General features: G+C 73.3%; 8 protein-coding genes. All 8 read left to right on the top strand.

The window, feature by feature from the left end; translation table 11 throughout:
- Nucleotides 1–48: 48 nt before the first annotated feature.
- On the top strand, nt 49–10,362 hold the full coding sequence (locus Q5694_RS26370; RefSeq protein WP_333935858.1) for a non-ribosomal peptide synthetase/type I polyketide synthase: 10,314 nt from the start codon (nt 49–51) through the stop codon (nt 10,360–10,362).
- The gene (locus tag Q5694_RS26365) at nt 10,355–11,245 is read left to right on the top strand and encodes an alpha/beta fold hydrolase (RefSeq protein WP_333935857.1); all 891 of its coding nucleotides are present in this window, start codon (nt 10,355–10,357) and stop codon (nt 11,243–11,245) included. Before Q5694_RS26370 ends, Q5694_RS26365 begins: the two co-directional genes overlap by 8 nt.
- A 6-nt stretch (nt 11,246–11,251) precedes the next feature.
- Nucleotides 11,252–12,547, top strand: coding sequence for a cytochrome P450 (locus tag Q5694_RS26360; RefSeq protein WP_333935856.1), 1,296 nt, complete (start codon nt 11,252–11,254; stop codon nt 12,545–12,547).
- A 1-nt stretch (nt 12,548) separates the two neighbouring features.
- Nucleotides 12,549–13,061: a hypothetical protein gene (locus Q5694_RS26355; protein ID WP_333935855.1), complete on the top strand. Its 513-nt coding sequence runs from the start codon at nt 12,549–12,551 to the stop codon at nt 13,059–13,061.
- Nucleotides 13,058–13,594, top strand: a complete 537-nt coding sequence (locus tag Q5694_RS26350; protein ID WP_333935854.1) for a DinB family protein — start codon at nt 13,058–13,060, stop codon at nt 13,592–13,594. The genes Q5694_RS26355 and Q5694_RS26350 overlap by 4 nt, the downstream gene beginning before the upstream one ends.
- Before the next feature lie 100 nt (nt 13,595–13,694).
- Nucleotides 13,695–14,885, top strand: coding sequence for a macrolide family glycosyltransferase (locus Q5694_RS26345; protein WP_333935853.1), 1,191 nt, complete (start codon nt 13,695–13,697; stop codon nt 14,883–14,885).
- Nucleotides 14,886–15,093: 208 nt separating this feature from the next.
- Nucleotides 15,094–16,770 carry a glycoside hydrolase family 1 protein gene (locus Q5694_RS26340; RefSeq protein WP_333935852.1) on the top strand — a complete coding sequence of 559 codons (1,677 nt, stop codon included), beginning with the start codon at nt 15,094–15,096 and terminating at the stop codon, nt 16,768–16,770.
- Nucleotides 16,771–16,913: 143 nt separating this feature from the next.
- A partial coding sequence (locus Q5694_RS26335) for an SDR family NAD(P)-dependent oxidoreductase (RefSeq protein ID WP_333935851.1) occupies nt 16,914–24,553 on the top strand: 7,640 nt, incomplete at its 3' end.

Here is a 24,553-nt window from a genome sequence, read left to right as displayed (position 1 = left end):
CGCCGTCACGGCACCCGCGACGCACTGCGAAAGAGACGGAAGGCACAGATGAACGCTCAGGCCAACGAGGAGCGACTGCGGCGCGCCATGGCCGCGGTGCTCCAGCTGCAGCAGCGCAACGCGGAACTGGACAACCAGCGCCACGAGCCGGTGGCCATCGTGGCGATGGCCTGCCGCCTGCCGGGGGCAGTGACCACCCCCCAGGCGTTCTGGGACCTGCTGGCCCAGGGCAGGGACGCCATCGGGCCGCTGCCCGAGCGCTGGGACGCCTTCGACCTGTACGACCCGGACCCGGCCGCGCCCGGCAAGAGCTACGCCCGTGAGGGCGGCTTCCTCGACGGCATCGACGGCTTCGACGCGGAGTTCTTCGGCATCGCACCACGCGAGGCGCAGGCGATGGAGCCGCAGCAGCGGCTCGTGCTGGAGACGGCCTGGGAGGCGCTGGAGCGGGCGGGAGTGCGCCGCGAGCAGTTCCAGGGCAGCCGCACCGGTGTCTACATCGGTGCGATGCGCCCCGACTACGACACCATCCGCACCGACCTGGAACTGCTCGACGGCTACCAGGGCACGGGCGTGTCCGGCAGTGTCATCTCCGGCCGCATCTCCTACGCGCTGGGCCTTGAGGGGCCCGCGGTGACCGTGGACACGGCGTGCTCGTCCTCGCTGCTGGCCCTGCATCTGGCGGCCACCGCCCTGCGCAACCGCGAGTGCGACGCCGCGCTGGCCGGCGGCGTGACGGTGATGAGCTCGCCGGGCATGTTCGTGGAGTCCAGCCGGCTCGGGGCGATGTCCCCCGACGGGCGGTGCAAGAGCTTCTCCGCCGGCGCCGACGGCGGCGGCTGGTCCGAGGGCGCCGGTGTGCTGCTGCTCAAACGGCTCTCCGACGCCCAGCGCGACGGCGACCGGGTGCTCGCCGTGATCCGCGGTTCCGCCGTCAACCAGGACGGCCGCAGCCAGGGCCTGACGGCCCCCAACGGGCCGGCGCAGCAGCGGGTCATCCGCGAGGCACTGGCCGCCAGCCGGCTGACCCCCGCCGACATCGACGCCATCGAGGCCCACGGCACCGGCACCCCGCTGGGCGACCCGATCGAAGCCGGCGCCCTCGCGGCGGTCTTCGGACCGGGCCGCCCCGCGAACACCCCCGTCCACCTCGGCTCGTCCAAGTCGAACATCGGGCACACCCAGGCGGCCGCCGGCGTCGTCGGCGTGATCAAGATGGTGCTGGCACTGCAGCACGAGCGCCTGCCGCGCACGATCCACGCCGAGCAGCCCAGCCCGCACATCGCCTGGCAGGGCAGCGGACTGAGGCTCCTGCAGCAGGAACACCCCTGGCCGCGGGGCGAACGCCCGCGCCGCGCCGGAGTGTCGGCGTTCGGCATCAGCGGCACCAACGCACACCTGGTCCTGGAGGAGGCACCACAGCCCCAGCAGACGGCCGCCGGCGGCCGGGCGGCCGTGAGCGAGCTGCCCGACCGGCTGCCGCTGGTGCTCTCCGCCCACGACGAACGGGCACTGGCCGCCCAGGCCGAGCAGTGGGCGGCGTGGCTGGAGGCGGCCGACGGCCCTGCCTTCGCCGACGCGGTCCGCACCGCGGCCCTGCACCGCACACACCTTCCGGCGCGCGCCGCCATCCCGGCCTGCGACACCCAGCAGGCCGTGGCGGCGCTGCGGGCGCTCGCCGACGGGCTGCGCCACCCCGACACCGTGGTGGGCACCGCCCACGAACGCACCAAGACCGTGTTCGTCTTCCCCGGCCAGGGCAGCCAGTGGAGCGGCATGGGCCGCGCCCTGATCGCCCAATCGCAGGTCTTCCGGGAGGCGGTGCGCAGGTGCGACGCGGCCCTGAGACCGTGGACCGGATGGTCGGTGGCGAACCTGCTGAGCCAGACACCCGACGCCGACCTGCCGCCCTTCGACCGCATCGACGTCCTCCAGCCCGCCCTGTTCACCATGATGATCTCCCTGGCCGAACTGTGGCGCTCCCTGGGGGTGGAGCCGTCCGCCGTGGTCGGCTTCAGCCAGGGCGAGGTGCCCGCGGCCGTGGTCGCGGGCGCGCTGACCCTGGAGGACGGCGCCCGCCTGACGGCGCTGCGCTCCCAGGGGCAGCTGCGCGAGTGCAGCGGCCGCGGCGCGATGGCACTGGTCGAGATGGCACCGGCCGAGGTCGAGCAGCGCATCGCCCCCTACGGCGGTGCGCTGTCCGTCGCCGTCGTCAACAGCGCCACCTCCGTGGTGGTCTCCGGTGACGTCGACGCCATCGAGTCCTTCCTGGAGAAGCTGTCCGGCACGGACGTCTTCAGCCGGCGCATCCAGTCCGACACCGCCGGCCACAGCTCCCACGTGGACCCGGTCCTGCCCTGGCTCGCCGAACAGCTGAGCGAACTGACACCGCACACGCCGGCCGTGCCGTTCTACTCCACGGTGACGGGCACCCGCGTGCAGGACACCGCACTCGACGCCGCCTACTGGTGCCGCAACGTCCGCGACACCGTCCGCATGGACCTGGCCCTGGACCAGCTGGTGGCGGACGGCCACGACGTGTTCATCGAGATCAGCCCCCACCCGGTCCTGGGCACCACCCTCACCGAGGCCACCACCGGCCCCACCGGCGTCGCGGGCACCGTCGTCGCCAGCCTGCACCGCGACCACGGCTCACTCGCCCAGCTGCTGCACTCCCTGGCCGCCCTGCACGTCCAGGGCCACACCGTGAACTGGCGCCGGGTCCTGGACGGCGGATCGGCCGCGGACCCGGCGCAGGCACCCACCTACCCCTTCCAGCGCACACGCTACTGGGCCGACGTGCCGCTGCCCGCCACGGCACCGGCCGCTTCCGCCGCGGCGCGCCGGAGCCGGCAACAGGACACCGGCGCGCGGGGTCTGGCCGGGCTGCGCGCCCGGATAGCGGCGATGCCCGACGAGGAACGCGCGGACGCGCTCGTCGACCTGGTCCGCCGAGAGGCCGCGACCGTGCTGCGCGCGGCCGGGCCCGTGCCCGCGGACACCAAGCTCCAAGAGCTCGGGCTCGACTCGATCATGGGCCTGCAACTGCGCAACCGCCTGTGCGAACTGGCGGGCACCACCCTGCCCGCCACCCTCGCCTTCACCTACCCCACCGCGCGGGCCCTGGCCGGGCACCTGCTGCCGCACCTGCTCGCGGCGGCGGACGACGACCCGGCGATGCCACCGCTCGAGAAGGTTGTGGACCGCGAGGTGCACCCGGCCACCGAGGGCCAGCGGCGCCTGTGGTTCCTGGAGCAGATGAACCCCGGCTCCGCCCAGTACAAGGTGGCGATGCGGATCCGGACGGCCAGGCCGCTCGCCCACACCGTGCTGACCCGTGCGCTCACCTGGATCACCGCCCGGCACGAGGCGCTGCGCACCGGCCTGGACATGCGCGAGGGCGAACTCGTCCAGGTCGTGCACACCGCCGGCCCCGCCGACATCACCTTCGAGGACCTGCGCGGCCAAGGCGCCGACGCCGTCGAGGCACACATCCGGCACGAGGAACTCCAGCCGTTCGACCTGAGCGGCACATCGCTGCTGCGCTGCCGGGTGCTGGACGTCGCCGACGACGAACAGGTGGTGTGCTTCAGCGTCCACCACGCCGTCACCGACGGCTGGTCGCTGTCACTGTTCCTGAGCGAACTGTTCCACGCCTGCCAGGAGTTCCAGGCCGGGCGGGAACCCGAACCGGGCCCCGCCCCCTTCCACCTCGGCGACTTCGCCGCATGGGAGCGGCGCAGCCTGGCCGAGGGCCGCTTCGAGGAAGCCCTCGCCCACTTCGCCGCCGAACTCGACGGCGTGGAGCGGCTTCAGTTCCCGCCCGGGCCCGACCGCGTCGCACCGAAGGACCAGGGCGGCGACACCCTCTACTTCACCGTCCCGGCCGGCCTCAGAAGCGAACTGGAGGCACTCGCCGCCCGCACCTCGGTCACCCCCTACACGGTGCTGGTGAGCACCTTCGCCACGCTGCTGGCCCGCTTCACCGGCCAGGACGACTTCGCGGTGGGCACCGTCTGGTCCAACCGGCAACTGCCGGGCCTGACGGCAACCTTCGGCTTCCTCGCCAACACCCTGCCGCTGCGCTGCGACCTGACGGGTGATCCGACCTTCGAGGAACTGCTGGCCTCGATGGCGCCCAGGATCCGAGGCGTCCTCGAGCACCAGGACCTCCCCCTGACCGAGCTGGTCCGCAGGGCCGGCGGGCAGCGCACGGGCGAGGAGAACCCGCTCTTCCGTGCCGTCTTCAACTACGCCGGCGCGGCGATGCCCACCGTGGGCGAGGGCGACGCGGCCTGGACCCTGCCCGCCACCGGCAGCCTCGCCGGCAACGTCCGGGGCGCCTCCAAGTTCGAACTCGGCATCACCCTCATCCCCTGCGGGCAGGAACTGCGCGGCGAGTTCGAATACCAGGCGCACGTACTCAGCCGCCCCGCGGCGCAGCGCATGCTGGACAGCTTCCGCACCCTGCTGGAGTCGGTCGTGCGCGAACCGGAGCGCGCGCTGAGCCGATTGCAGCTGCTCGGCCCCGACGAACTCGACTGGCTCGTCGCACGCGGCGGCCTGGCCGGCCCGCACAGCCCCGGCCAGCCCACGGCGCTGGAGCTGATCTGGGACCAGGCACGCCGCACCCCCGACGCGGTGGCACTGGTCTCGGACGGGGCCGAACTCACCTACCGGGAGACGGCCTGGCGGGCCGCCGCCCTGGCCGAGCGGCTGCGCGCGGCCGGTGTCGGCCCCGAGACCCCGGTGGGCGTGCACCTGCCGCGCTCCGCGGAGCTGGTGCTCTGCGCGCTCGCCATCTGGCTGGCAGGAGGCGCCTACCTGCCCATCGACCCCGGCTATCCACAGGCCCGCGTGGCCTACGTCGTCCAGGACAGCGGCCTGGAGGTGGTCATCACCCGCTCCACGACGGCCGGCGACCTGACCGACACGGGCGCCCGGCTGGTGTTCGCCGACGACCTCGCCGTCACCGCCGTGCCCGCCGGCGACACACTGCCCCCCACGACCCCGCCGGCCCTTCAGGACCTGGCCTACGTCATCTACACCTCCGGCTCCACCGGCCGGCCCAAGGGCGTCCTGATCGAACACGGCCAGTTCGTCAACTTCTGCCACGCCGTCGACGAACGCATCGGCGGCGGCACCGGCGACACCTGGCTCGCCGTCACCAGCCCCTCCTTCGACATCTCCACCGTCGAACTGCTGTGGACGCTGACCCGCGGCTACCGCGTGGTGATCGCCCAGGGCAGCGTCGGCGAGTGGCCCGCCTACCGCTCCTACGCTCCGACACACCTGCAGTGCACCCCCTCCCTGGCCCGGCTGCTCCTGGCCGACCGCGCGGGCCGTGCCCTGCTGGGCGGCCTGAAGCGGATGATCGTCGGCGGGGAGGCCCTGGACCGCGGGCTCGCCGCCAAGCTGATGCGCACCGTCCGCGGCACCTTGACGAACATCTACGGCCCCTCGGAGACGACCGTCTGGTCCACCACCTGGCACGCCGAGGCGGGGGAGGTCTCCCTCGGCGACGCCGTGCGCAACACCAGCCTGTACATCCTCGACCGGCACGGGGCCCGGGTGCCCCGGGGCAGCCGCGGCGAGCTCCACATCGGCGGCCTGGGCGTCACGCGCGGCTACCTCAACCGCCCGGAGCTGACCGCGCAGCGGTTCGTCGCCGACCCCTTCGCCGGCCCGGACGACGCGCGCATGTACGCCACCGGCGACATCGTCCGCTACCGCGAGGACGGCAGCCTGGAGTACTGCGGCCGCAGCGACGCCCAGATCAAGCTGCACGGCCACCGCATCGAGCTGGGCGAGGTGGAGGCGGTGGCCGGCGAGCACCCGGCGATCGCCCAGTGCGCGGCGGTGGTCCGCAACGACGAGGGCAGCGACCCGCGACTGTGCCTGTACTGGACGCCCGCCGAGGGCGAGCACGCCGACGACGACGCCCTGCTGCGGTACTTCCTCAACCGCCTCCCGTCCTACATGGTGCCCTCCCGGCTGGTGCGCATGCAGCAGCTGCCGCACACACCCAACCGGAAGGTGGACCGCCAGGCCATCGCGGCGCTGCCCGCCCCGGCACCCGCCCCGGCGCCCGCCCCGGCGCCCGCGGCCGCCGTGGCCGCGGGCGCCGGCGAGGAGTCGCTGGAGGACCTGATCTGCCGCGCCTGGGCGCAGGTGCTCAACCTGACCCGGGTGGACGTCGACCGGGGCTTCTTCGAGCTCGGCGCCAGCTCCATGACGGCGCTCCAGGCGCACCGCACGATCTGCCAGGGACTGGGGCGGGAGTTCCCCCTCTCGGCGCTCTTTCGCTATCCGACCGTCCGGCAACTGGCGGGCTTCCTGCGCGGCGTCTCACCCGCCCCGCACACGCCCCGCACCGCGGCCGCCCGCCGGCCGGCCGCCGACGACGCGGTCGCCATCGTCGGGTTCGCCTGCCGCCTGCCCGGCGCCGCCGACGCCGACACCTTCTGGAACAACCTCAAGGACGGCGTCGAGTCGATCCGGCGGTTCAGCGTGCAGGAGCTGCAGGAGGCGGGAGTGGCACAGGAGGTCCTTCAGGACCCGGCGTACGTGCCGGCCAAGGGGTTCGTCGAGGGCGCCGACCTGTTCGACGCGGAGTTCTTCGACTGCTCGCCCGCAGAGGCCGACACCATGGACCCGCAACACCGCCTGTTCCTCGAGTGCGCCTGGCAGGCACTGGAGCACGCGGGGCAGGTGCCCGAGCGGTTCGACGGCGCCATCGGCGTGTTCGCGGGCGCCGGGCACAGCGGCTACCTCCACAGCGAGGACGCCGCCGACCTGTCCGAGTTCTACCGCACGATGGTCGGCACGAAGAACGACTTCCTGGCGACCAGGGTCGCCCACAAGCTGAACCTGCGCGGGCCCGCGCTCACCGTCCAGACGGCCTGCTCCACCAGCCTGGTCGCCACGCACCTGGCCCGCGAGAGCCTGCTGCGCGGCGAGTCCGACATCGCCCTGGCCGGAGGCGCCTCCCTCAGCTACCCGCTGCAGCAGGGCTACTTCCACCAAGAGGGCCTGGTGTTCTCACCCGACGGCACGTGCCGGGCGTTCGACGCGGACGCAGCGGGCACCGTGCTGGCCAACGGCGTCGGCGTCGTCGTCCTGCGCCGCCTGTCCGACGCCCTGGCGGCGGGCGACACCGTCTACGCGGTCATCCGCGGCAGCGCCGTCAACAACGACGGCTCCGGCAAGGTCGGCTTCACCGCCCCCAGCGTCCAGGGCCAGGCGCGCGTCATCGCCGCCGCCCACGCCGACGCCGACGTCACGGCCGACACCATCGGCTACATCGAGGCCCACGGCACCGGAACCAGACTCGGCGATCCGATCGAGGTGCAGGCCCTGCAACAGGTCCTCGCCACCGCCGCACGGCCGAAGCCGTGCGCCCTGGGATCGGTGAAGACGAACATCGGCCACACCGACAGCGCGGCGGGCGTCGCGGGCCTGATCAAGGCGGCCCTGCTGCTGCACCACCGGCAGCTCGTGCCGAGCCTGAACTTCGACAAGCCCAACCCCGAAATGGAACTCGACCCCGAACTGCTCTACGTCAACACCGAACTCACGCACTGGGAAGCGGGAGCCCTCCCGCGCCGCGCCGGCGTCAGCGCCTTCGGCCTCGGCGGCACCAACGCCCACGTGGTGCTGGAGGAGGCACCCCTGACGCCGGACGGCGGCGAACCAGCGGCCGGCGAGGCGCCCGCGGTGCCCGTGGTGGTCTCCGGCCGCGACGAGGCGGCGCTGCGCGAGCAGGCGGCCCGCTGGGCGTCGTGGCTGGCCGACCGGCCCGACGTACGGCCGGCGCAGGTGGCGATCACCGCGGCACGCCACCGTACGCACTTCGCCTCACGGGCGAGCGTGAGCACCGCCGACCGGGCCGCTTTGGTGCAGGCGCTGCAGGCGCTGGCCGACGGCCGCACCCACGAGGCGGTGGTCACCGGGACCGCCCGGCGGCGCACGAAGGTCGCCTTCGTCTACCCCGGCGGCGGCTCCCAATGGGCCGGCATGGGCCGGGAACTGCTGTCCACCAGCGCCGTCTTCCGAGAGGCCATCCAGGCGTGCGACACCGCGCTCAGGCCGTACACCGGCTGGTCGCTGCAGCAGGTGCTCACCGGCCGGGGCGAGGACCTGCCCGCTTTGGACCGCACGGACGTCTCCCAGCCCGCGGTGTTCGCCATGGCCATCGGCCTGACCGCCGTGTGGCGCTCGCTCGGCGTGGAACCCGCCGCCGTCGTCGGCCACTCGCAGGGCGAGATCGCGGCCGCGGTGACCAGCGGCGCCCTCACGCTGGAGCAGGGCGCCCAGATCGTGGCCGTCCGCTCCCGGACCGTGCGCGAGCACGCCGGCGAGGGCGGCATGGCACTGATCGAGCGCCCGGTGGCCGAGGTGGAAGAGTTCCTCGCCCCCCACGGGCAGACACTGTCGGTCGCAGCGGTCAACACCGCCCGCTCCACGGTCGTCTCCGGGCAGAGGGAGGCGATCGACCGGATCGTCGCCCAGTTCGGGGCGCGCAACGTCTACGCCCGCAAGATCAAGGTGGACTACGCCGGCCACAGCGCGCAGGTGGATCCGGTGCTGCCCGTGCTGGCCGAGCGGCTCGCGGAGCTGACCCCGCGCCCGGCCGGCACCGCCCTGTACTCGACGGTGACCGGTCAGGTCGTCACCGGCCCCGAACTGGACGCCACCTACTGGTGCCACAACCTGCGCGAGCCGGTCCGCTTCGACCGGGCACTGAACCGGCTCTTGGACGACGGTCACACCGTGTTCGTGGAGATCTCCCCCCATCCGCTGCTGTCCGCGCCGCTGGCCGACGGATGCGCCGAGCGCGGCGGCATCGTCGCCGGATCGCTGGCCCGCGGACGCGGCGGCATGAGCCAGGTGCTGCGCAACCTGGGCGAGCTGCACGTCCACGGCCACGAGCTGGACTGGGACCGGGTCCTCGGTGCCCTCGCACCCCTCGGCACACCCCAGGGCACCCCCTGCCCGGTGCCGCTGCCCACCTACGCCTTCCAGCGCCACCGCCACTGGCGGCACGCACCGCGGGCGCGCACCGCGCAGGCCCGTGCGGGCCAGGCACTGTGGGAGGCGGTGAACACCGGTGGCGCCGCCGAGGTCGCGCACCTGCTTAACGCACCCGAACACCTCCAGGACAGCATCGCGCAGATCGTGCCCCTGCTGGAGCAGTGGCTGCGCACGCAGGGACAGCCCCACACGCCCGCGGCCCGGCACACCCCCGCTCCGGCCCGCGGCGGGCAGCACGGCTTGACGGACCGGCTGGCCGCGCTGAGCGAGCACGAACGGCTGCCCGCCGTCCTGGACCTGGTCGTGGGCGAGGCGGCGGACATCCTGGGCCTGCCGGGCGGTTCCCTCCCCGCCGACCGGCCGCTGTTCCAGCTCGGCATGGACTCCCTGACGGCACTGGGCCTGCGCGGCCGGATCGCGCAGCTGACCGGCGTCACCGTGCCCGTACAGACCGTCCTCGGCGACCAGGGCTGCCGGGGCGTGGCCGGTCACCTCCTGCGGGAACTGAACGGCGTCACGGCACCAGCGCCCGCCGCCGGCGCGCCCCGCTGGCTGCGGACCCTGAAGCCGTCGGCCCGGCCCCGGGCCCGGATCGTCTGCATCGCCGGCGGCGGCGGCACCACCGCCGGACACGTTCCGCTCATCCGGCACCTTCCCGACGACGTGGAACTGCTGGCCGTGCAGATGCCCGGCCGCGAGGGCCGCGCGGACGAGGCCCCCGCGACGGTGATGCGCGACGTCGTCGCCGCCACGGCCGCGGAACTGGCGGACCGCCCGCAGGTGGCCACCGTCGTCTACGGACACAGCCAGGGCTCCTGGATGGCCTGGGAACTGACCCGGTTCCTGTCGAGCCTGCCGGACGCCCCGCCGCTGACCTTCGTACCGGCGTGCGCGCTGCCGCCGTTCGCCGAGGTACCGCCGGCGATGCGCCGCATGGAGGAGCTGGCCGCATCGCTTCACCAGGCGTCCGCAAAGGACCTGGCGGACGTCTTGCGGGGCATCCTGCCGGACGAGGTACTGAAGAGCCCCGAGCTGCTCGCCTCGTACCGCACCGCCCTGGCCCACGACGCGGTTCTGTCCACCAACCACCGCGACGGCCTCGCCGGCGACGACCGGCCCCCGCTCGACGTCCCCGTGGTCGCCGTCGCCGCGAAGGACGACCCGGTCCTTCCCGACGGGACCATGCAGGGCTGGCACCACCTGACACGCGGCGAGTTCGTGCTCCGCGTCATCGACGGAAGCCACGCAGCACCGATCGAGAACTCGAAGGCGATGGCCGCGCAGCTCCTGGCGGCGATCCGAAAGGACAGGGAAGAAGAGAATGCCTGAAGTCATCCGCCAGGACGGCGCACGGATCCACTACGAGGTGCACGGGGACGGCTTCCCCGTGCTGCTGCTGGCGCCCGGCCACGTGAGCAGCGCAACCGACACCTGGAACGACAACTTCTACCACCCGGTGCGTGAACTGTCGCAGCACTTCACGGTGATCGCGATGGACCAGCGGCACGCCGGCCGCAGCGCCGCCCCGGCCGTTCCGTTCTCCTACGAGCAGACCGCGGGCGACCAGCTGGCCGTGCTCGACGCCGTCGGAGCCGAACAGGCCCACCTCGTGGCCGCCGAGTTCGGCTGTGTGCACGCCTGGCGGCTGGCGCACGACGCGCCGCAGCGGGTGCGCTCCATCGTGGCGCAGGAGCCGGCCGGCCGGGACGCGGACACCTCGCTGGGCGACTTCTTCGGGCTCTTCGACGCGACGATGAGGCTGGTGCGGGCCGCCGGGTTCGACGACCCCGACACCGAGGGCCTGGGCGCCATCTTCGAGGCCGCGGCCCGCGACGGTGTCTTCGCCCGCAACCTCGAGGCCGGCCCGTTCGCGGCGCGGCTGCACCACGACGAGGACTTCCGCAAGGAGATGCTCACCTTCCGGCGCGAGAAGTACATCACCTTGCTGGTGCGCTTCCGGGACGCGATGTTCCCCGACGGCCGGGCCCACTTCTCCGTGCCCGACCAGTGGATCGCCACCCTGCCCGCCCCGCTGCTGGTGCTCGCGGGTGACCGCCCGCGCCAGCCGCGCGCTCTGGCCGAACGCCTCGCCGCCGAGGCGCCGCGGGCCACCGTGCTCGCTGCGGGCTTCGACGCGCCCGACCGGCGCGACGCGACGGTGGCGTCCGTCGTGGAGTTCCTGCTGAAGAACACCCCGAGCCGAAAGAGGTAAGTGCCCATGCAATCGCTCGCAGCAATCGACATCACCAGTGAGCAGCTCTACGACGACAAGGGCTACCCGTGGCAGGAGTGGGACCGGCTGCGGCAGGAGTCTCCCGTCCACTGGTACCACCGCCCCGGTTACGAGCCGTTCTGGGCGCTGACCAGGCACGAGGACATCTCCTGGGTCGCGCGCAACCCGGAGCTGTTCTCCTGCCGCGAGCGCACGGCCGTCGAGACCCCGGACGAGATCGACCCCTGGGAGATGGAACGCGAGCGCCGCGGGCAGGTCTACGGCCACGTCGCCGACTACCCCGCCGGTCTGGGCTTCATGGACGCGCCGCTGCACCGGCAGGTCCGGCAGGCGATGTACCCGTGCTTCACCCCGAAGGCGACCGCGGCGATGGAGGAGCGCTTCTTCGAACGGTCCACCTCCTACGTCGCCGACTTCCTGAAGAAGCTGGACGAGGAGGGCACCGCCGACGTCGCCCACGACCTCGCCGGCCGGCTGCCGCTCGCCGCCATCTTCGAACTCCTCGGAGTACCCGACGAGGACTGGGACCACCTCTTCCGCGTCCACCAGGACACCGCTGCGGCCTTCCACAAGGGCTACAAGCAGGAGGAGGGCGAGGAGGCCATGGCCCGCTTCATGCGCGCCATGGTGGAGCTGGACCAGTACATGTCCGCGCTGGCCACAAAGCGCATGGAGGAGGGCGGCGCCAACGGCACGGACGTGCTCAGCCGGCTCGCCCGCGCCACCGTCGGGGGCAACCCCCTCGCGTTCCACGACATGTCGTACCAGCTGTTCAACCTGGTGCAGGCCGGCAACGGCACCACCCGCAACGCCATCACCGGCGGCCTGAAGGCCCTGCTGGAAAACCCCGGCCAGCTGCAGCTGCTGATCGACGACCCCGCCCTGCTCGACGGGGCCGTGGAGGAGATCCTGCGGTGGACGTCGGTCGCCGTGGTCATGGCCCGCACCGCCCGGCAGGACACCGAGATCCGCGGACAGCGCATCCGCAAGGGCGAGACGGTGGCGATGTTCTTCCCGGCCGCCAACCGCGACCCCGAGGTCTTCCCCGACCCCTACCGCTTCGACATCACCCGCAAGCCCAACCGTCACATCGCCTTCGGCGGCAACGGCGAACACCGCTGCATCGGCGCCGCCCTGGCCAGGACCGAGCTGCGCGCCATGTTCCGGGCCCTGCTCCCGGTCCTGCCGACGCTGCAGCTGCACGGCGAGTCCAAGATGCTCGTGCTGCGCCTGCTCATCTCCGAGTTCGTGCAGCTGCCGGTGCGCCGGAAGGCGGCCTGAGATGAGCGCGGACAGCGCCGTCGGCCCGGCGGCCCGCCCCGTGCCGGCCACCGTCGAGGAGTTCGCCGCCTGCGACGAGGCGGACCTGGAGATCGTCGTCCCCTGGACCGGGCCGGCCATCGACCCCGCCACGGGCGCCCTGAAGGGGCCCCTTCCGCCCACCTATGTGGTCGCCACGTCCGGAGGCTGGCCCAAGCCCGGCGCGATCGAGGTGGCCACCGACCTCAACCGGGTGCTCCTGGAGCAACTGTGGCGCTGCCAGGGCCTGCTCGCCGCGACGTTCGCCATCTCCCACAAGTGCTGGATGAGTTCACGCGCGCTCGCGGTGTGGACGGACCAGGAGTCGCTGCAGGCGTTCTTGACCTCCGAGGGCCACATGAACGCGGTGCGCAAGACGAAGAACCTGGCCTATGCCTGGGAGGGCACGCGATGGGTCAGCAGCTCACCCGTCCTGCCCACCTTCGACGAGGTACGCGCCAGGCTCGCCGAACAAAGAAAGAGGAACCGGACATGACGATCGCCCCCGCGGAGCCCGGCACCGACGCCCTCGGCGCCCACCTGCTGCAGGAATTCGACCTGGCCTACGAAATGATCCTGCAACTCATCGACGGATTCGATGAGGAAAGCGCCCGCACGGCGCCGCCCGGACATATGCCGGCCCTGTGGTTCCTCGGGCACCTGATGTGCTCCAAGGACTACGTGTCGGGTCTTTACCAGGAAGGCGGAATAGCCCTTTCTCTGGAATTCTACGAAAAGTGGGCGGGCGACTGCGATCAGGTCGACTGGGAGGACGCCCCGTCCCTGGCGGAGATGCTCGGCCTGTACAAGCAGATCCACCGGCGGCTGCGTGAACTGGTCGGCACACTGAGCGCCGAGGATCTGCACCGCGAGACTCCCGTCGAGATTCAAGCCCCGCTCGACGATTACTGGAAGACCCGTCTCGCCAAGCTCGGGTCCGCGCTGTCGCTGGTGCAGATGCACGACGCCTACCACGGCGGCCAACTGGGAAGTCTGCGCGGAGCCCTCGGGATGACGGTCCCGTTCTGAACCGTCGCGCTCGAGAACGCCAAGCGCCGGCACGGCGGCCGCTGGTACAGTGCCGGATCGCCGTGAGCGCCAATTCTGCGAGCCCGAAGAAGGTGTTGCCATGACCTCCCACGTCGCATTCTTTAATTTCCCTGCATTTGGGCATCTGAACCCGACATTGGGGGTCGTGGCGGAACTCGTGCGGCGCGGCCACCGGGTCTCGTGCACGACCACGGACCGGTTCGCCCCGGCCATCGAGGCAGCGGGCGCGGAACCGGTCCGTTACACCTCCGTCTTCGGGGAGTACTACACCAACCCGTTCACCCCCGAGGCGATCTCGGGCGAAGGGCTGCGCACGCTGCAGGAGGCGACCTCCCTGGTCGCCCAGGTCGAGGGCTTCTACGGCGACAACCGCCCCGACGTGATCCTCCACGACTTCATGGCGTGGGGGGCCCGCTTCTACGCCGCACAGCACGACATCCCCCTGGTGCGGCTCTTCCCCTCGTACGGGTTCAACGAGCACTTCTCCATCCAGGCCAAGTTCCCCATGGCCGAGATGACCGACCCCAAGGTCATGGAGATGATCGCCGAGCTGGAGGGGATGCTGCCCGACCTGGGGTTCCCCGGGAAGACGGCCATGGAGTTCCTCATGGAGCCGGCCGGCCTCGGCATCATCTTCCTGCCCAGGGACTTCCACTACGACGGGGACACCTTCGACGAGCGTTTCGTCTTCGCGGGCCCCTGCCTGGGCGACCGGTCGGCGTTCCAGGGGACGTGGCGGCCCGAGTCCGAGGACCGCCCGGTCCTCTACCTGTCCCTGGGCACCGCCGCCACCGGCTGGCCGGAGTTCTTCCACACCAGCGTGGAGGCGTTCGGCGGCGGCGACTGGCAGGTGCTGCTGTCGGTGGGCGACACCCTCGACCCGGCGCAACTGGGCACCCTGCCGCGCAACGTCGACGTGCGCCGCAGCTTCCCGCAACTGGACGTGCTCAAGCACGCCTCGCTGTTCGTCACCCACGGCGGCATGAACAGCGTCATGGAGTCCCTCTACAACGGCGTGCCCATGATCGTCATCCCGCAGATGAGCGAGCAGCGCGCCAACGGCATGCGCGTCGACGAGCTCGGCCTGGGCCGGCTGCTGCCGCGTGAGGACTTCACGGCCCAGTCGCTGCGCAAGAGCGTCGAGGAGGTCGCCGCGGACCGGGCGATCGCCGAGCGCACCACGGACATGGGCCGGCGCATGCGCGAGGTCGACGGCCCGGCCCTCGCCGCGGACGCCGTGGAGGAGTACCTGGCCCGCCGCACCGCCTGAGCTCCAGCGGACCTCGAGCGGACCGGGGGAGAGTGACGGGACAGCATCTCGCGTGCTTCGCCCGCCGCCGACCCGACAAGGGTGCGCCTTCGCAGCGGCCGTGTCAGCCCGCGAGGGCGACGCGGCCGCTGTCGCATGCGCCCGGCCGGGTCGGGCAGGACCGGCGGCAGGCCCCGACGACAACCGTCTCCGCAACGAGGAAGACACCGTGAAACGACTGATAGGCATGACCGTGGCGGCGGCTGCCGCGCTGGCCGTCGCCCTGACACCCGTGGGAGCGCAGGGCTCGCCCGCACCGCAGGACGGCGCCGCCGGCCGCGGGCGCATCGCCTTCCCGGGCATCGGTTCGCTCTCGCAGCCCTCCGGCGCGGGAAGCTTCCGCTTCGGGGTGTCGAGCTCGGCCACGCAGATCGAGGACCACAACACCGGCAACGACTGGTACCTGTGGACCAAGCCGGCCCCCCAGGGCCTGGGCAAGAGCCCGTTCGTGGGCGACGGCGTGGGCGGTTACACGCGGGCGGTCCAGGACGTGGACCTGGTCGACGACCTGAACGTCGACTCCTACCGCTTCGGCATCGAGTGGTCCAGGGTCGAACCCGAACGGGACAAGATCGACCAAGCGGCCCTCGACCACTACGGCAAGCAACTCGACGCCCTCGCCGCCAAGGGCATCCGCCCCATGGTGACGCTGCATCACTTCGCCAACCCGGTATGGGTCGACGACCCGCGCGACGCCGCCTGCGCCAACGGCCCGAGCGACACCAACCTGTGCGGGCTGGACCACCCGCGAGGCGGCAGGCTCGTCGTGTCCGAGATGGCCGAGTTCGCCGCACTGCTCGCCCGGCGCTTCGGCGACCGCGTCGACGAGTGGGTGACGGTCAACGAGCCGATGGTCTACATGACCTTCGCCCACGCCTTCGGCGCCGGCCCGCCCGGCAAGGCCCACCTGAACCCGGCCGACCTGCCCAGGTTCACCGCGGCCCAGCGCAGCTACCTCCAGGCCCACGTGGCGATGTACCGGGCCGTGAAGAAGGACGACCGCATCGACGCCGACCGGGACGGCGCCGCCTCGAGCGTGGGCCTGACGGTGGGCGCCCAGGAGTACGTGCCCATCCGCGACGGCAAGCCGAGCGACGACCCCCGCGACATCGAGGCCCGCGACCGCTACCGCCAGTACCTCGACTTCGGGTTCGTCGACGCCCTGCGGGACGGCACGTTCGACAGCGACCTGGACGGCACGCCCGACGAACGCCACCCCGACTGGAAGGGCACCCTCGACTGGCTCGGCCCGCAGCTCTACGCCCGCATCGGCGTCTCCGCCAAGGGCGGCACCGGCACCGGCCAGACCTACCCGGTGATCGGCGTCGACCTGTGCACCACCGCCCCCTGCCTTCCCTACCGCGACCCGTCGTACTTCGTGCCCGCCATGGGCTACGAGGGCTCGCTGCAGGGCATGACGGGAGTGCTGAAGGAGTACTCCCAGCGCTACCCCGGCATTCCGCTGCTGGTGAGCGAGTCCGGCATCGCCACCGACAACCCCGTGCGCCGCACCGAGCACATCGTGCGCACCCTGGAACAGATCACCGCGGCCCGCGCCGCCGGGGCCGACGTGCGCGGCTACTACCACTGGAGCCTGCTCGACAACTTCGAGTGGCTCTCGGGCTACACCGCCCGCTTCGGCCTGTACGAGGTCGACCGCACGACCATGGAGCGCACCCCCACGCAGTCCGTGAGCGTCTACTCGGCCATCGCCGGCTCCCGCACCCTGACGCCCCGGCAGCGCAAGGCGTACGGCGGCACCGGCCCGCTGAGCCCCGAGCAGGGCAGCGGCACACCCGCCGCCACCCCCGCCCCCACCGGCCCGCAGCCCCGGGGACGGCGGTGAAGACCACCCCGGCCGGCTGACACCACGCGCGGGCGCACCCCGCACAGCTGCACCACGGGGTGCGCCCGCCGTGGCGGCACCCGCCCCCCCAGCCCGCCTCGGGCACCGGTCGTTCGCTTCCCACGAGCTTCGAGGATGAGCAGATGAGCTATGCCCAGGTGAACAACGGCGCCGGCCGGGACACGACCTCCGCCGAGGACGTCACCGCCTTCCTGCGGACCTCGGTCGCGGCCCTGCTCGACGTCACGCCCGAGTCCGTCGACACCGGCCGGCCCCTGCGCGACCTCGGGCTGGACTCGATGCGGATCGTGTCCCTCGTCGCCGCCCTCGCGCAGCACCTGGCCCGGCCCGTACCCGGCTGGGTGGTGTGGCAGTACCCGACGATCACCGCCCTCGCCGCCCATCTGGCCGGCACCACCCCCCTGACCGCCACCCCCGGGGCCCCGGTCCGCGCCGAGGACGGCGAACCGATCGCCGTCGTCGGCCTCGGCTGCCGGCTGCCCGGCGGCGTCGACACCCCCCAACAGCTCTGGCAGGCCCTGACCGACGGCCTGGACGCGGTCCGCGAGGTGCCCGCCGACCGCTGGAACGTCCACGAGTGGCTGGATGCCGACCCCCGCGCCCCCGGCACGATGAACACCCGCTGGGGCGGCTTCCTCGACGACGTCTCCCGCTTCGACGCCGAACTGTTCCGCATCTCCCCGGCCGAGGCCCGGCACATGGACCCCCAGCAGCGCATGGCGCTCGAGGTCGCCTGGGCCGCCCTGGAGGACGCCCGGATCGTGCCCGGCTCCCTGTCCGGCAGCCGCACCGGTGTGTTCCTCGGCGCGATGGCGCAGGAATACCACCTGGCCACCGGCGCCGACCCCGACGCCATCGGCCCCCACTCCGCCGTCGGCTGGGACAACTCCGTCATCCCCGCCCGCATCGCCTACACCCTGGGCCTTCAAGGACCGGTGATGGCCGTCGCCACCGCGTGCAGCTCCTCCCTCACCGCCACCCACCTCGCCGTGCAGAGCCTGCGCCGCGGCGAGAGCGACCTCGCCCTCGCCGGCGGCGTCAACGTGATGCTGCACCCGCACACCACCGTCGCCATGACCAAGTTCGGCGGCATGAACCCCGACGGCCGGTGCCGCGCCTTCGACGCGGGCGCCGCCGGATACGTGCGCGGCGAGGGCGCCGGCGTCGTCGTCCTGCGCCGCCTGTCCGACGCCCTGGCCGCCGGCGACCGCGTCTACGCCGTCATCCGCGGCACCGCCGTCAACAACGACGGCGCCTCCAACGGCCTGACCGCCCCCAATCCGCAGGCCCAGGTCGACGTCGTACGCGCCGCCTGGCAGGACGCCGCGGTGGACCCCCGCGACGTCTCCTACGTCGAGGCGCACGGCACCGGCACCCTCCTCGGCGACCCCGTCGAGGCGCAGGCACTCGGCACCGTCTTCGCCGAAGGCCGCACCGAGAACCTGCGCCTGGGCTCCGCCAAGACCAACTTCGGGCACCTGGAGCCCGCCGCCGGAGTCGTCGGCCTACTCAAGACCGCCCTCGCCCTCCACCACGGCGAACTCCCCGCCAGCCTCCACTTCGACGAACCGAACCCGCACATCGACTTCGCACGCAACCGCCTGAGCGTGGTCACCGAGCACCAGCCCTGGCCCGCCGCCCCCCGCCGCTACGCCGGCGTCAGCGGCTTCGGCTTCGGCGGCACCAACGCCCACATCGCCCTGGAGGAGGCCCCCGGCCGGCGCCGCACCCTGCAGCCCCTCACCGCCGGCAGCGAACGGGCCCTCCGCGACAGCCTCACCGCCCTCACCGGCGCCACCACCGCCTCCGGCGGCACCCTTGCCCCCGAACCGGGCGAGCACCGAGCCGTCGCCGCCGTGAGCGGCACCACCGCCGAACTCCTCGCGGGCCCCGCCCGCACCGGCGAACGCCCCCCGCTCGCCTTCCTCTTCTCCGGCCACGGCTCACAGTGGCTCGGCATGGGCCGCGACCTCTTCGCCGAACCCGCCTTCCGCGCCGCCCTGGACGCCTGCGACACCGCCGTGCGCCGGTACACCGGCTGGTCCGTCACCGAAGAACTCCTCACCGGCCGCACCCGTTCCCGGCTGCACCGCACCGACGTCGTCCAGCCCGTGCTGTTCTCCGTGCAGATCGCCCTGGCCCGCACCCTGACCGCCTGGGGCCTGGAACCCGACACCGTGCTCGGACAGAGCGTCGGCGAGGTCGCCGCGGCCGTCGTCGCCGGCGCCCTCGACCTGGACGAGGGCGCCCGCCTGATCACCACCTGGTCCGCGCTGATCGCCGAACGCGCCTGCGGCCTGGGCGCCCTCACCGTCTGCGACCTCGACATCGACGAGGCCGCCGAACTCGCGGCCGACCCCGCCCGCGGCATCACCGTCGCCGGCCACCTCGCCCCCGGACAGGTCTGCCTGTCCGGACCCCTGGACGCCGTCGCCGCACTCGAACGCCACCTCGCCCAGCGCGCCACCCGCACACTGCGCGTCAACATCGACTACGCCTCCCACAGCGACACCCTGCGCGACCTCGCCCCCGAACTCCTGCGCCGCCTCGGCACGGTACGCACCCGCACCACCTCCGTCCCCTTCTTCTCCACCGTCCTGGCCGACCACGTCGACGGCACCGCCCTGGACGCCGCCTACTGGGCCCGCAACATGTGCGAACCGATGCTGCTGACCGAGTCGGTGACCGCCCTCACCCTCGCCCGTCCCGCCGCCACCCGCGGACTGCGCGTCGTCGAGATCGCCCCGCACCCCGTCGCCCGCCACTGCGTCGAGCGGACCTTCACCGACCTCGGCGACACCCGCTCGGCGGCCCTCGCCACCTGCCGCCGCGACCACAACGCCCGCCGCGACCTGGAGGAACTCGCCGCACGCCTGTGGTGCGACGGACACCACCTCGACTGGGGCGCCGTGCACGGCCGCCAGGAACCGGCCGCCCGCCGCGCACCCCTCATCCTGACGGTGTCCGGCAAGACCGCACAGGCCCGCGCCGCGAACGCCGCCCTGCTCGCCGACCACCTCCAGGGTGCCTGCGAGGGCGACCTCCTCGACGCCGCCTACACCGCCGCCCACCACCGCACCCACTTCGAGCACCGGGCCGGCATCACCGCCGGGACCGTCGCCGGGGCCGTCGAGGCGCTGCGGGCACTGGCCGGCCACCACACCCACCCGGACGTCGTCGAGGGTGCCGCCGCCACCGCCCCTGCGGCGGTGCTGTTCACCGGCCAGGGCAGTCAGCGTCTGGGGATGGGCCGTGCCCTGTACGCGGCGTTCCCGACGTTCCGGGAGGCGTTCGACGAGGTGGCCGCCGCGCTGGACCCCCATCTGCGGGTGCCGTTGACGGCCGTGCTGTTCGCGGCCGCGGACAGTGCGGACGCGCAACTGGTGCACCACACGGAGTTCGCCCAACCGGGACTGTTCGCGCTGGAAGTGGCGCAGTTCCGGCTGTGGCAGGCGTGGGGGCTCGCGCCCGCCGCGGTGGCGGGGCATTCGGTGGGCGAGCTGGCGGCCGCGCACGTGGCCGGGGTACTGGACCTGGCCGACGCGGCGCGGCTGGTGTCCGCGCGCGGCCGGCTGATGCAGGCGTGCGAGGCGGGCGGCGCGATGGCGTCCGTGGAGGCACCGCACCAGGAGGTGGCCGAGGTACTGGCCGGGGTCGCGGGCCGCATCTCGGTGGCCGGACTCAACAGCCCCACGCAGACCGTCGTCAGCGGCGACCGCGCGGCCGTGCAGACGGTGGTCGCCCACTTCGCCGCGGCCGGACGCCGCACACGTGAACTGGTGGTCTCGCACGCCTTCCACTCCCCGCACATGGACGCGATGCTCACCGCCTACGAGCAGGTCGCCGCCTCCTGCGCGTTCGGCGAGCCCACGATCCCCCTGGTGTCGACGGTGACCGGCCACTGGGCGACGGCCGCGGAACTGGCCGACCCGGCCTACTGGGTGCGCCAGGTCCGCCAGCCGGTGCGCTTCCTGGACGCCGTACGCACCCTCGAAGCCTCCGGCACGGCGCGCTACCTGGAATGCGGCCCGGCGGCCGTACTGTCCGCGATGGGCGCCGGATGCGTCCAGAGCCAAGCGGTGTTCGTCGCTTCCCAGCGTGCCCCGCGCGGCACCGAACCCGTCGACGAGGTCCGCACCCTGATCCGCGCCCTCGCCGCCCTGCACGTCGCGGGCGAGGCCCTCGCCTTCGACCGCGTCCTGGCCGCGGGCCGGCCCACCGACCTGCCCACCTACGCCTTCCAGCGCGAGCACCACTGGCTGCACACCACCCGCCAGACGCGCTCGCGCACCCGAGAACACTCCCGTGCCGAGGACGCCTTCTGGGAGGCCGTCGGCAGCGGCGAGGCCGGCCGACTGTCCGAACTCCTCGGCACGGCCGACGCCGACGCGATCGCCGCCGTCCTGCCCCACCTGGCCGCCTGGCGCGCACAGCAGACCCGCACGGGCCGCATCGCCGACTGGATCTACCAGGAGAGGTGGGAGCCCTCCGCCGTCGCGCACACCACGCCCACCCTGCACGGACACTGGCTGATCGCCGCCTGCGCGACCACCTCCGCCCGCGCCGAACGCCTCGCCACCACCCTCGCGGCCGCCGGAGCCCACCCCCACGTCCTGACCACCGGAACCGACCGGCCCGCCTGCGCGGCGCTGATCGCCGCCCTGACCGCGGCCCTCGGCGAGGACACCCTCAGCGGCGTCCTCGCCATCGCCGACACCGACCGCACCCCGCACCCCGCCCACCCGGACGGAACCGCGGCCACCGCGCACGGCCTCACTCTCGTGCAGGCCCTGGCCGACACCGCCGTACGGGCCCCACTGTGGTTCCTCACCGAGGCAGCCGTCGCCGCGCACGCCGCCGACCCGGCACCCGACCCCGCCCAGGCCCAGATCTGGGGCCTCGGCCATGTCGTCGCCCTCGAACACCCCACCCGCTGGGGCGGACTGATCGACCTGCCCGCCCACCCCGGCGACAGCGAACTGCGCCAACTGCTCGCGACCCTCGCCGCACACGGCACGCCCACCGCCGAGGAACACATCGCCCTGCGCCCCTTCGGACGCCTGGCCCGCAGGCTGCGCCGCGCCGACCCCCGCGCACAGGCCCGCCCCTTCACCCCGCGCGGCACCGTCCTGGTCACCGGCGGCAGCGGAGCCCTCGCCGCCCACCTGGCCCGCCGCCTGGCCGAACGGGGCGCCGAGCACCTCGTCCTCGCCTCCCGGCGCGGCCCCGCCACCGACAACGCCGCCGAACTCACCGCCGACCTCGAAGCCCTCGGCGCCCGCGTCACCCTCGCCACCTGCGACGTCACCGACCGGCAGCAGCTCGCCGCCCTCGTCGACACGCTCAAGGCCGACCCCACCCCACTGCGCGCCGTCTTCCACACCGCGGGCCTGCTCGACGACCGGCTGCTGGACGGCCAGGACGCCGAGTCCCTCACCGCGGCCGCCGCACCCAAGCTCACCGCGGCACTTCATCTGGACGAACTCACCCGCGACATCGACCTCGACGCGTTCGTGCTGTACTCCTCCGTCGTCGGCGTCCTCGGCAACGTCGGCCAGGCCAACTACGCCGCCGCCAACGCCGCCCTCGACGCGCTCGCCGCCCGCCGCCGCGCGGCCGGCCTGCCCGCCGTCTCCATCGCCTGGGGCCCCTGGGCCGACGGCGGCATGACCCACGGCGCCGCCGAGATTCGGCTGCGCCGCAGCGGCCTCGAACCCATGCCCGCCGCGCACGCCCTGGACGCCCTGGACGCCGTACTCGACCGGGGCCCCGCCGTCCTCGTCGCCGGCATCGACTGGACGGTCGCCGCCCCCGCCTACGGCGAAGGCCGCGACCGCCCCTTCCTGCGCACCGTCCCCGAGGCCGCCCGCGCGCTGGCGGACGCCGCACCCCCCGACACCGGCACGACCCTACGGGCGACCCTCCTGGACCTGCCCCGGCAGGCGCACACCGACCATGTGCAACGCCTGCTGGCCATCGAGGCCGCCGCGGTCCTCGGCGTGCAGGATCCCGCAGCCCTCGATCCCGAACGCGGCTTCAAGGACCTCGGCTTCGACTCGATGATGTCCGTCGACTTCAGCGTCCGCGTCCAGCAGCGCACCGGCGTGCTCACCCCGAAGACCCTCGTCTTCGACCACCCGAACCTGGCCGCCGCCACCCGCTGGCTGCTGGGCGAACTCGCCCCCGCCCCGCAGGCCGCCCCGGCGACCCCCACCCGCATCCGCCGCCCGGCCGGCGAACCCCTGGCGATCGTCGGCGTCGGCCTGCGCATGCCCGGCGACGCCCACGACCTCGACAGCCTCTGGCAGGTCCTCGCCGAGGGCCGCGACACGGTCACCACCGTGCCCGCCGACCGCTTCGACGCCGACGCCTACTACGACCCCGACCCCGACGCCGACGGCCGCACCTCCACCCGCCACGCCTCCTTCCTCGGCGACGTGGCCCACTTCGACGCCGCCTTCTTCGGCATCAGCCCCCGCGAGGCCGAACCGATGGACCCGCAGCACCGGCTGCTGCTGGAGACCGCCTGGAACTGCCTGGAGAACGCCGGCATCGTCCCGGGCGACCTGCGCGCCACCACCACCGGCGTCTTCGTCGGCGCGGGCGTCGGCGAGTACGGCAAGCACCGGCAGGGCGGCACCGCCGACACCTACACCCTGACCGGCACCCTGCCCAGCTTCAACGCCGGCCGGCTCTCCTACCACCTGGGTCTTCAGGGACCGGCGCTGTCGGTCGACACCGCCTGCTCCTCCTCCCTCGTCGCCCTCCACCTGGCCTGCGAGGCACTGCGCTCCGAGGAGTGCGAACTGGCCCTCGCCGGCGGTGTGCAGGTGCTCGCCGACCCGGACGCCTTCGTGGCGCTCAGCCGCTCCCACGCACTCGCACCCGACGGCCGCAGCAAGTCCTTCTCCGCCGAGGCCGACGGCTACGGACGCGGCGAAGGCGTCGGCATGATCGCGCTGATGCGGCTGTCCGACGCCGTCGCCCACAACCGCACGGTGCTGGGCGTGATCCGGGCGACCGCCGTCAACCACGACGGAGCCAGCAGCGGAATCACCGCCCCCAACGGCTCCTCGCAGCAGAAGGTCATCCGCACCGCCCTCGCCTCGGCCGGACTCACCTCCGCCGACGTCGACTACGTCGAGTGCCACGGCACCGGCACCTCTCTCGGCGACCCCATCGAGGTGCAGGCCCTGGCCGCCGTCTACGGCGAAGGCCGCGAGCCGGGCCGCGAACTCGGCCTGGGCACGGCCAAGAGCGTCATCGGCCACCTGGAGTCGGCGGCCGGCATCGCGGGCGTCTGCAAGGTCCTCGCCTCCTTCCGCCACGACGCGCTGCCCGCGACGCTCAACAGCAGCCCCCGCAACCCCGACATCGCCTGGGACGACCTCCCGGTCCGCGTCGTCGACACCCTCGAACCCTGGCAGCGCGACGCTGCCCGTCCTCGCCGCGCGGGCGTGTCCTCGTTCGGCCTGAGCGGCACCAACGCCCACGTGATCGTCGAAGAGCCGCCGCTCACCGAGCCGGCCGAGCCGGTGGCCGAGGAGACGGCCGGCCCGCTGCCGGTGGTGCTTGCCGGACGCGACGAGGCCGCGCTGCGCGAGCAGGCGGGACGCTGGGCATCCTGGCTGACCACTCACCACGACGTGGCCCTGGCCGACGTCGCCGCCACGGCCGCCCGGCACCGTACGCACTTCGAGCAGCGGGCCAGTGTGGTGGCGGCGGACGTGCCGGAGTTGGTGCGGGCGTTGCGGGCGCTGGC

This window comes from Streptomyces sp. AHA2, from assembly GCF_036857595.1.
Lineage (GTDB): Bacteria > Actinomycetota > Actinomycetes > Streptomycetales > Streptomycetaceae > Streptomyces.
Note: the sequence above shows the minus strand (reverse complement) of the source record. Positions and strands in the feature narration are given on the sequence as shown.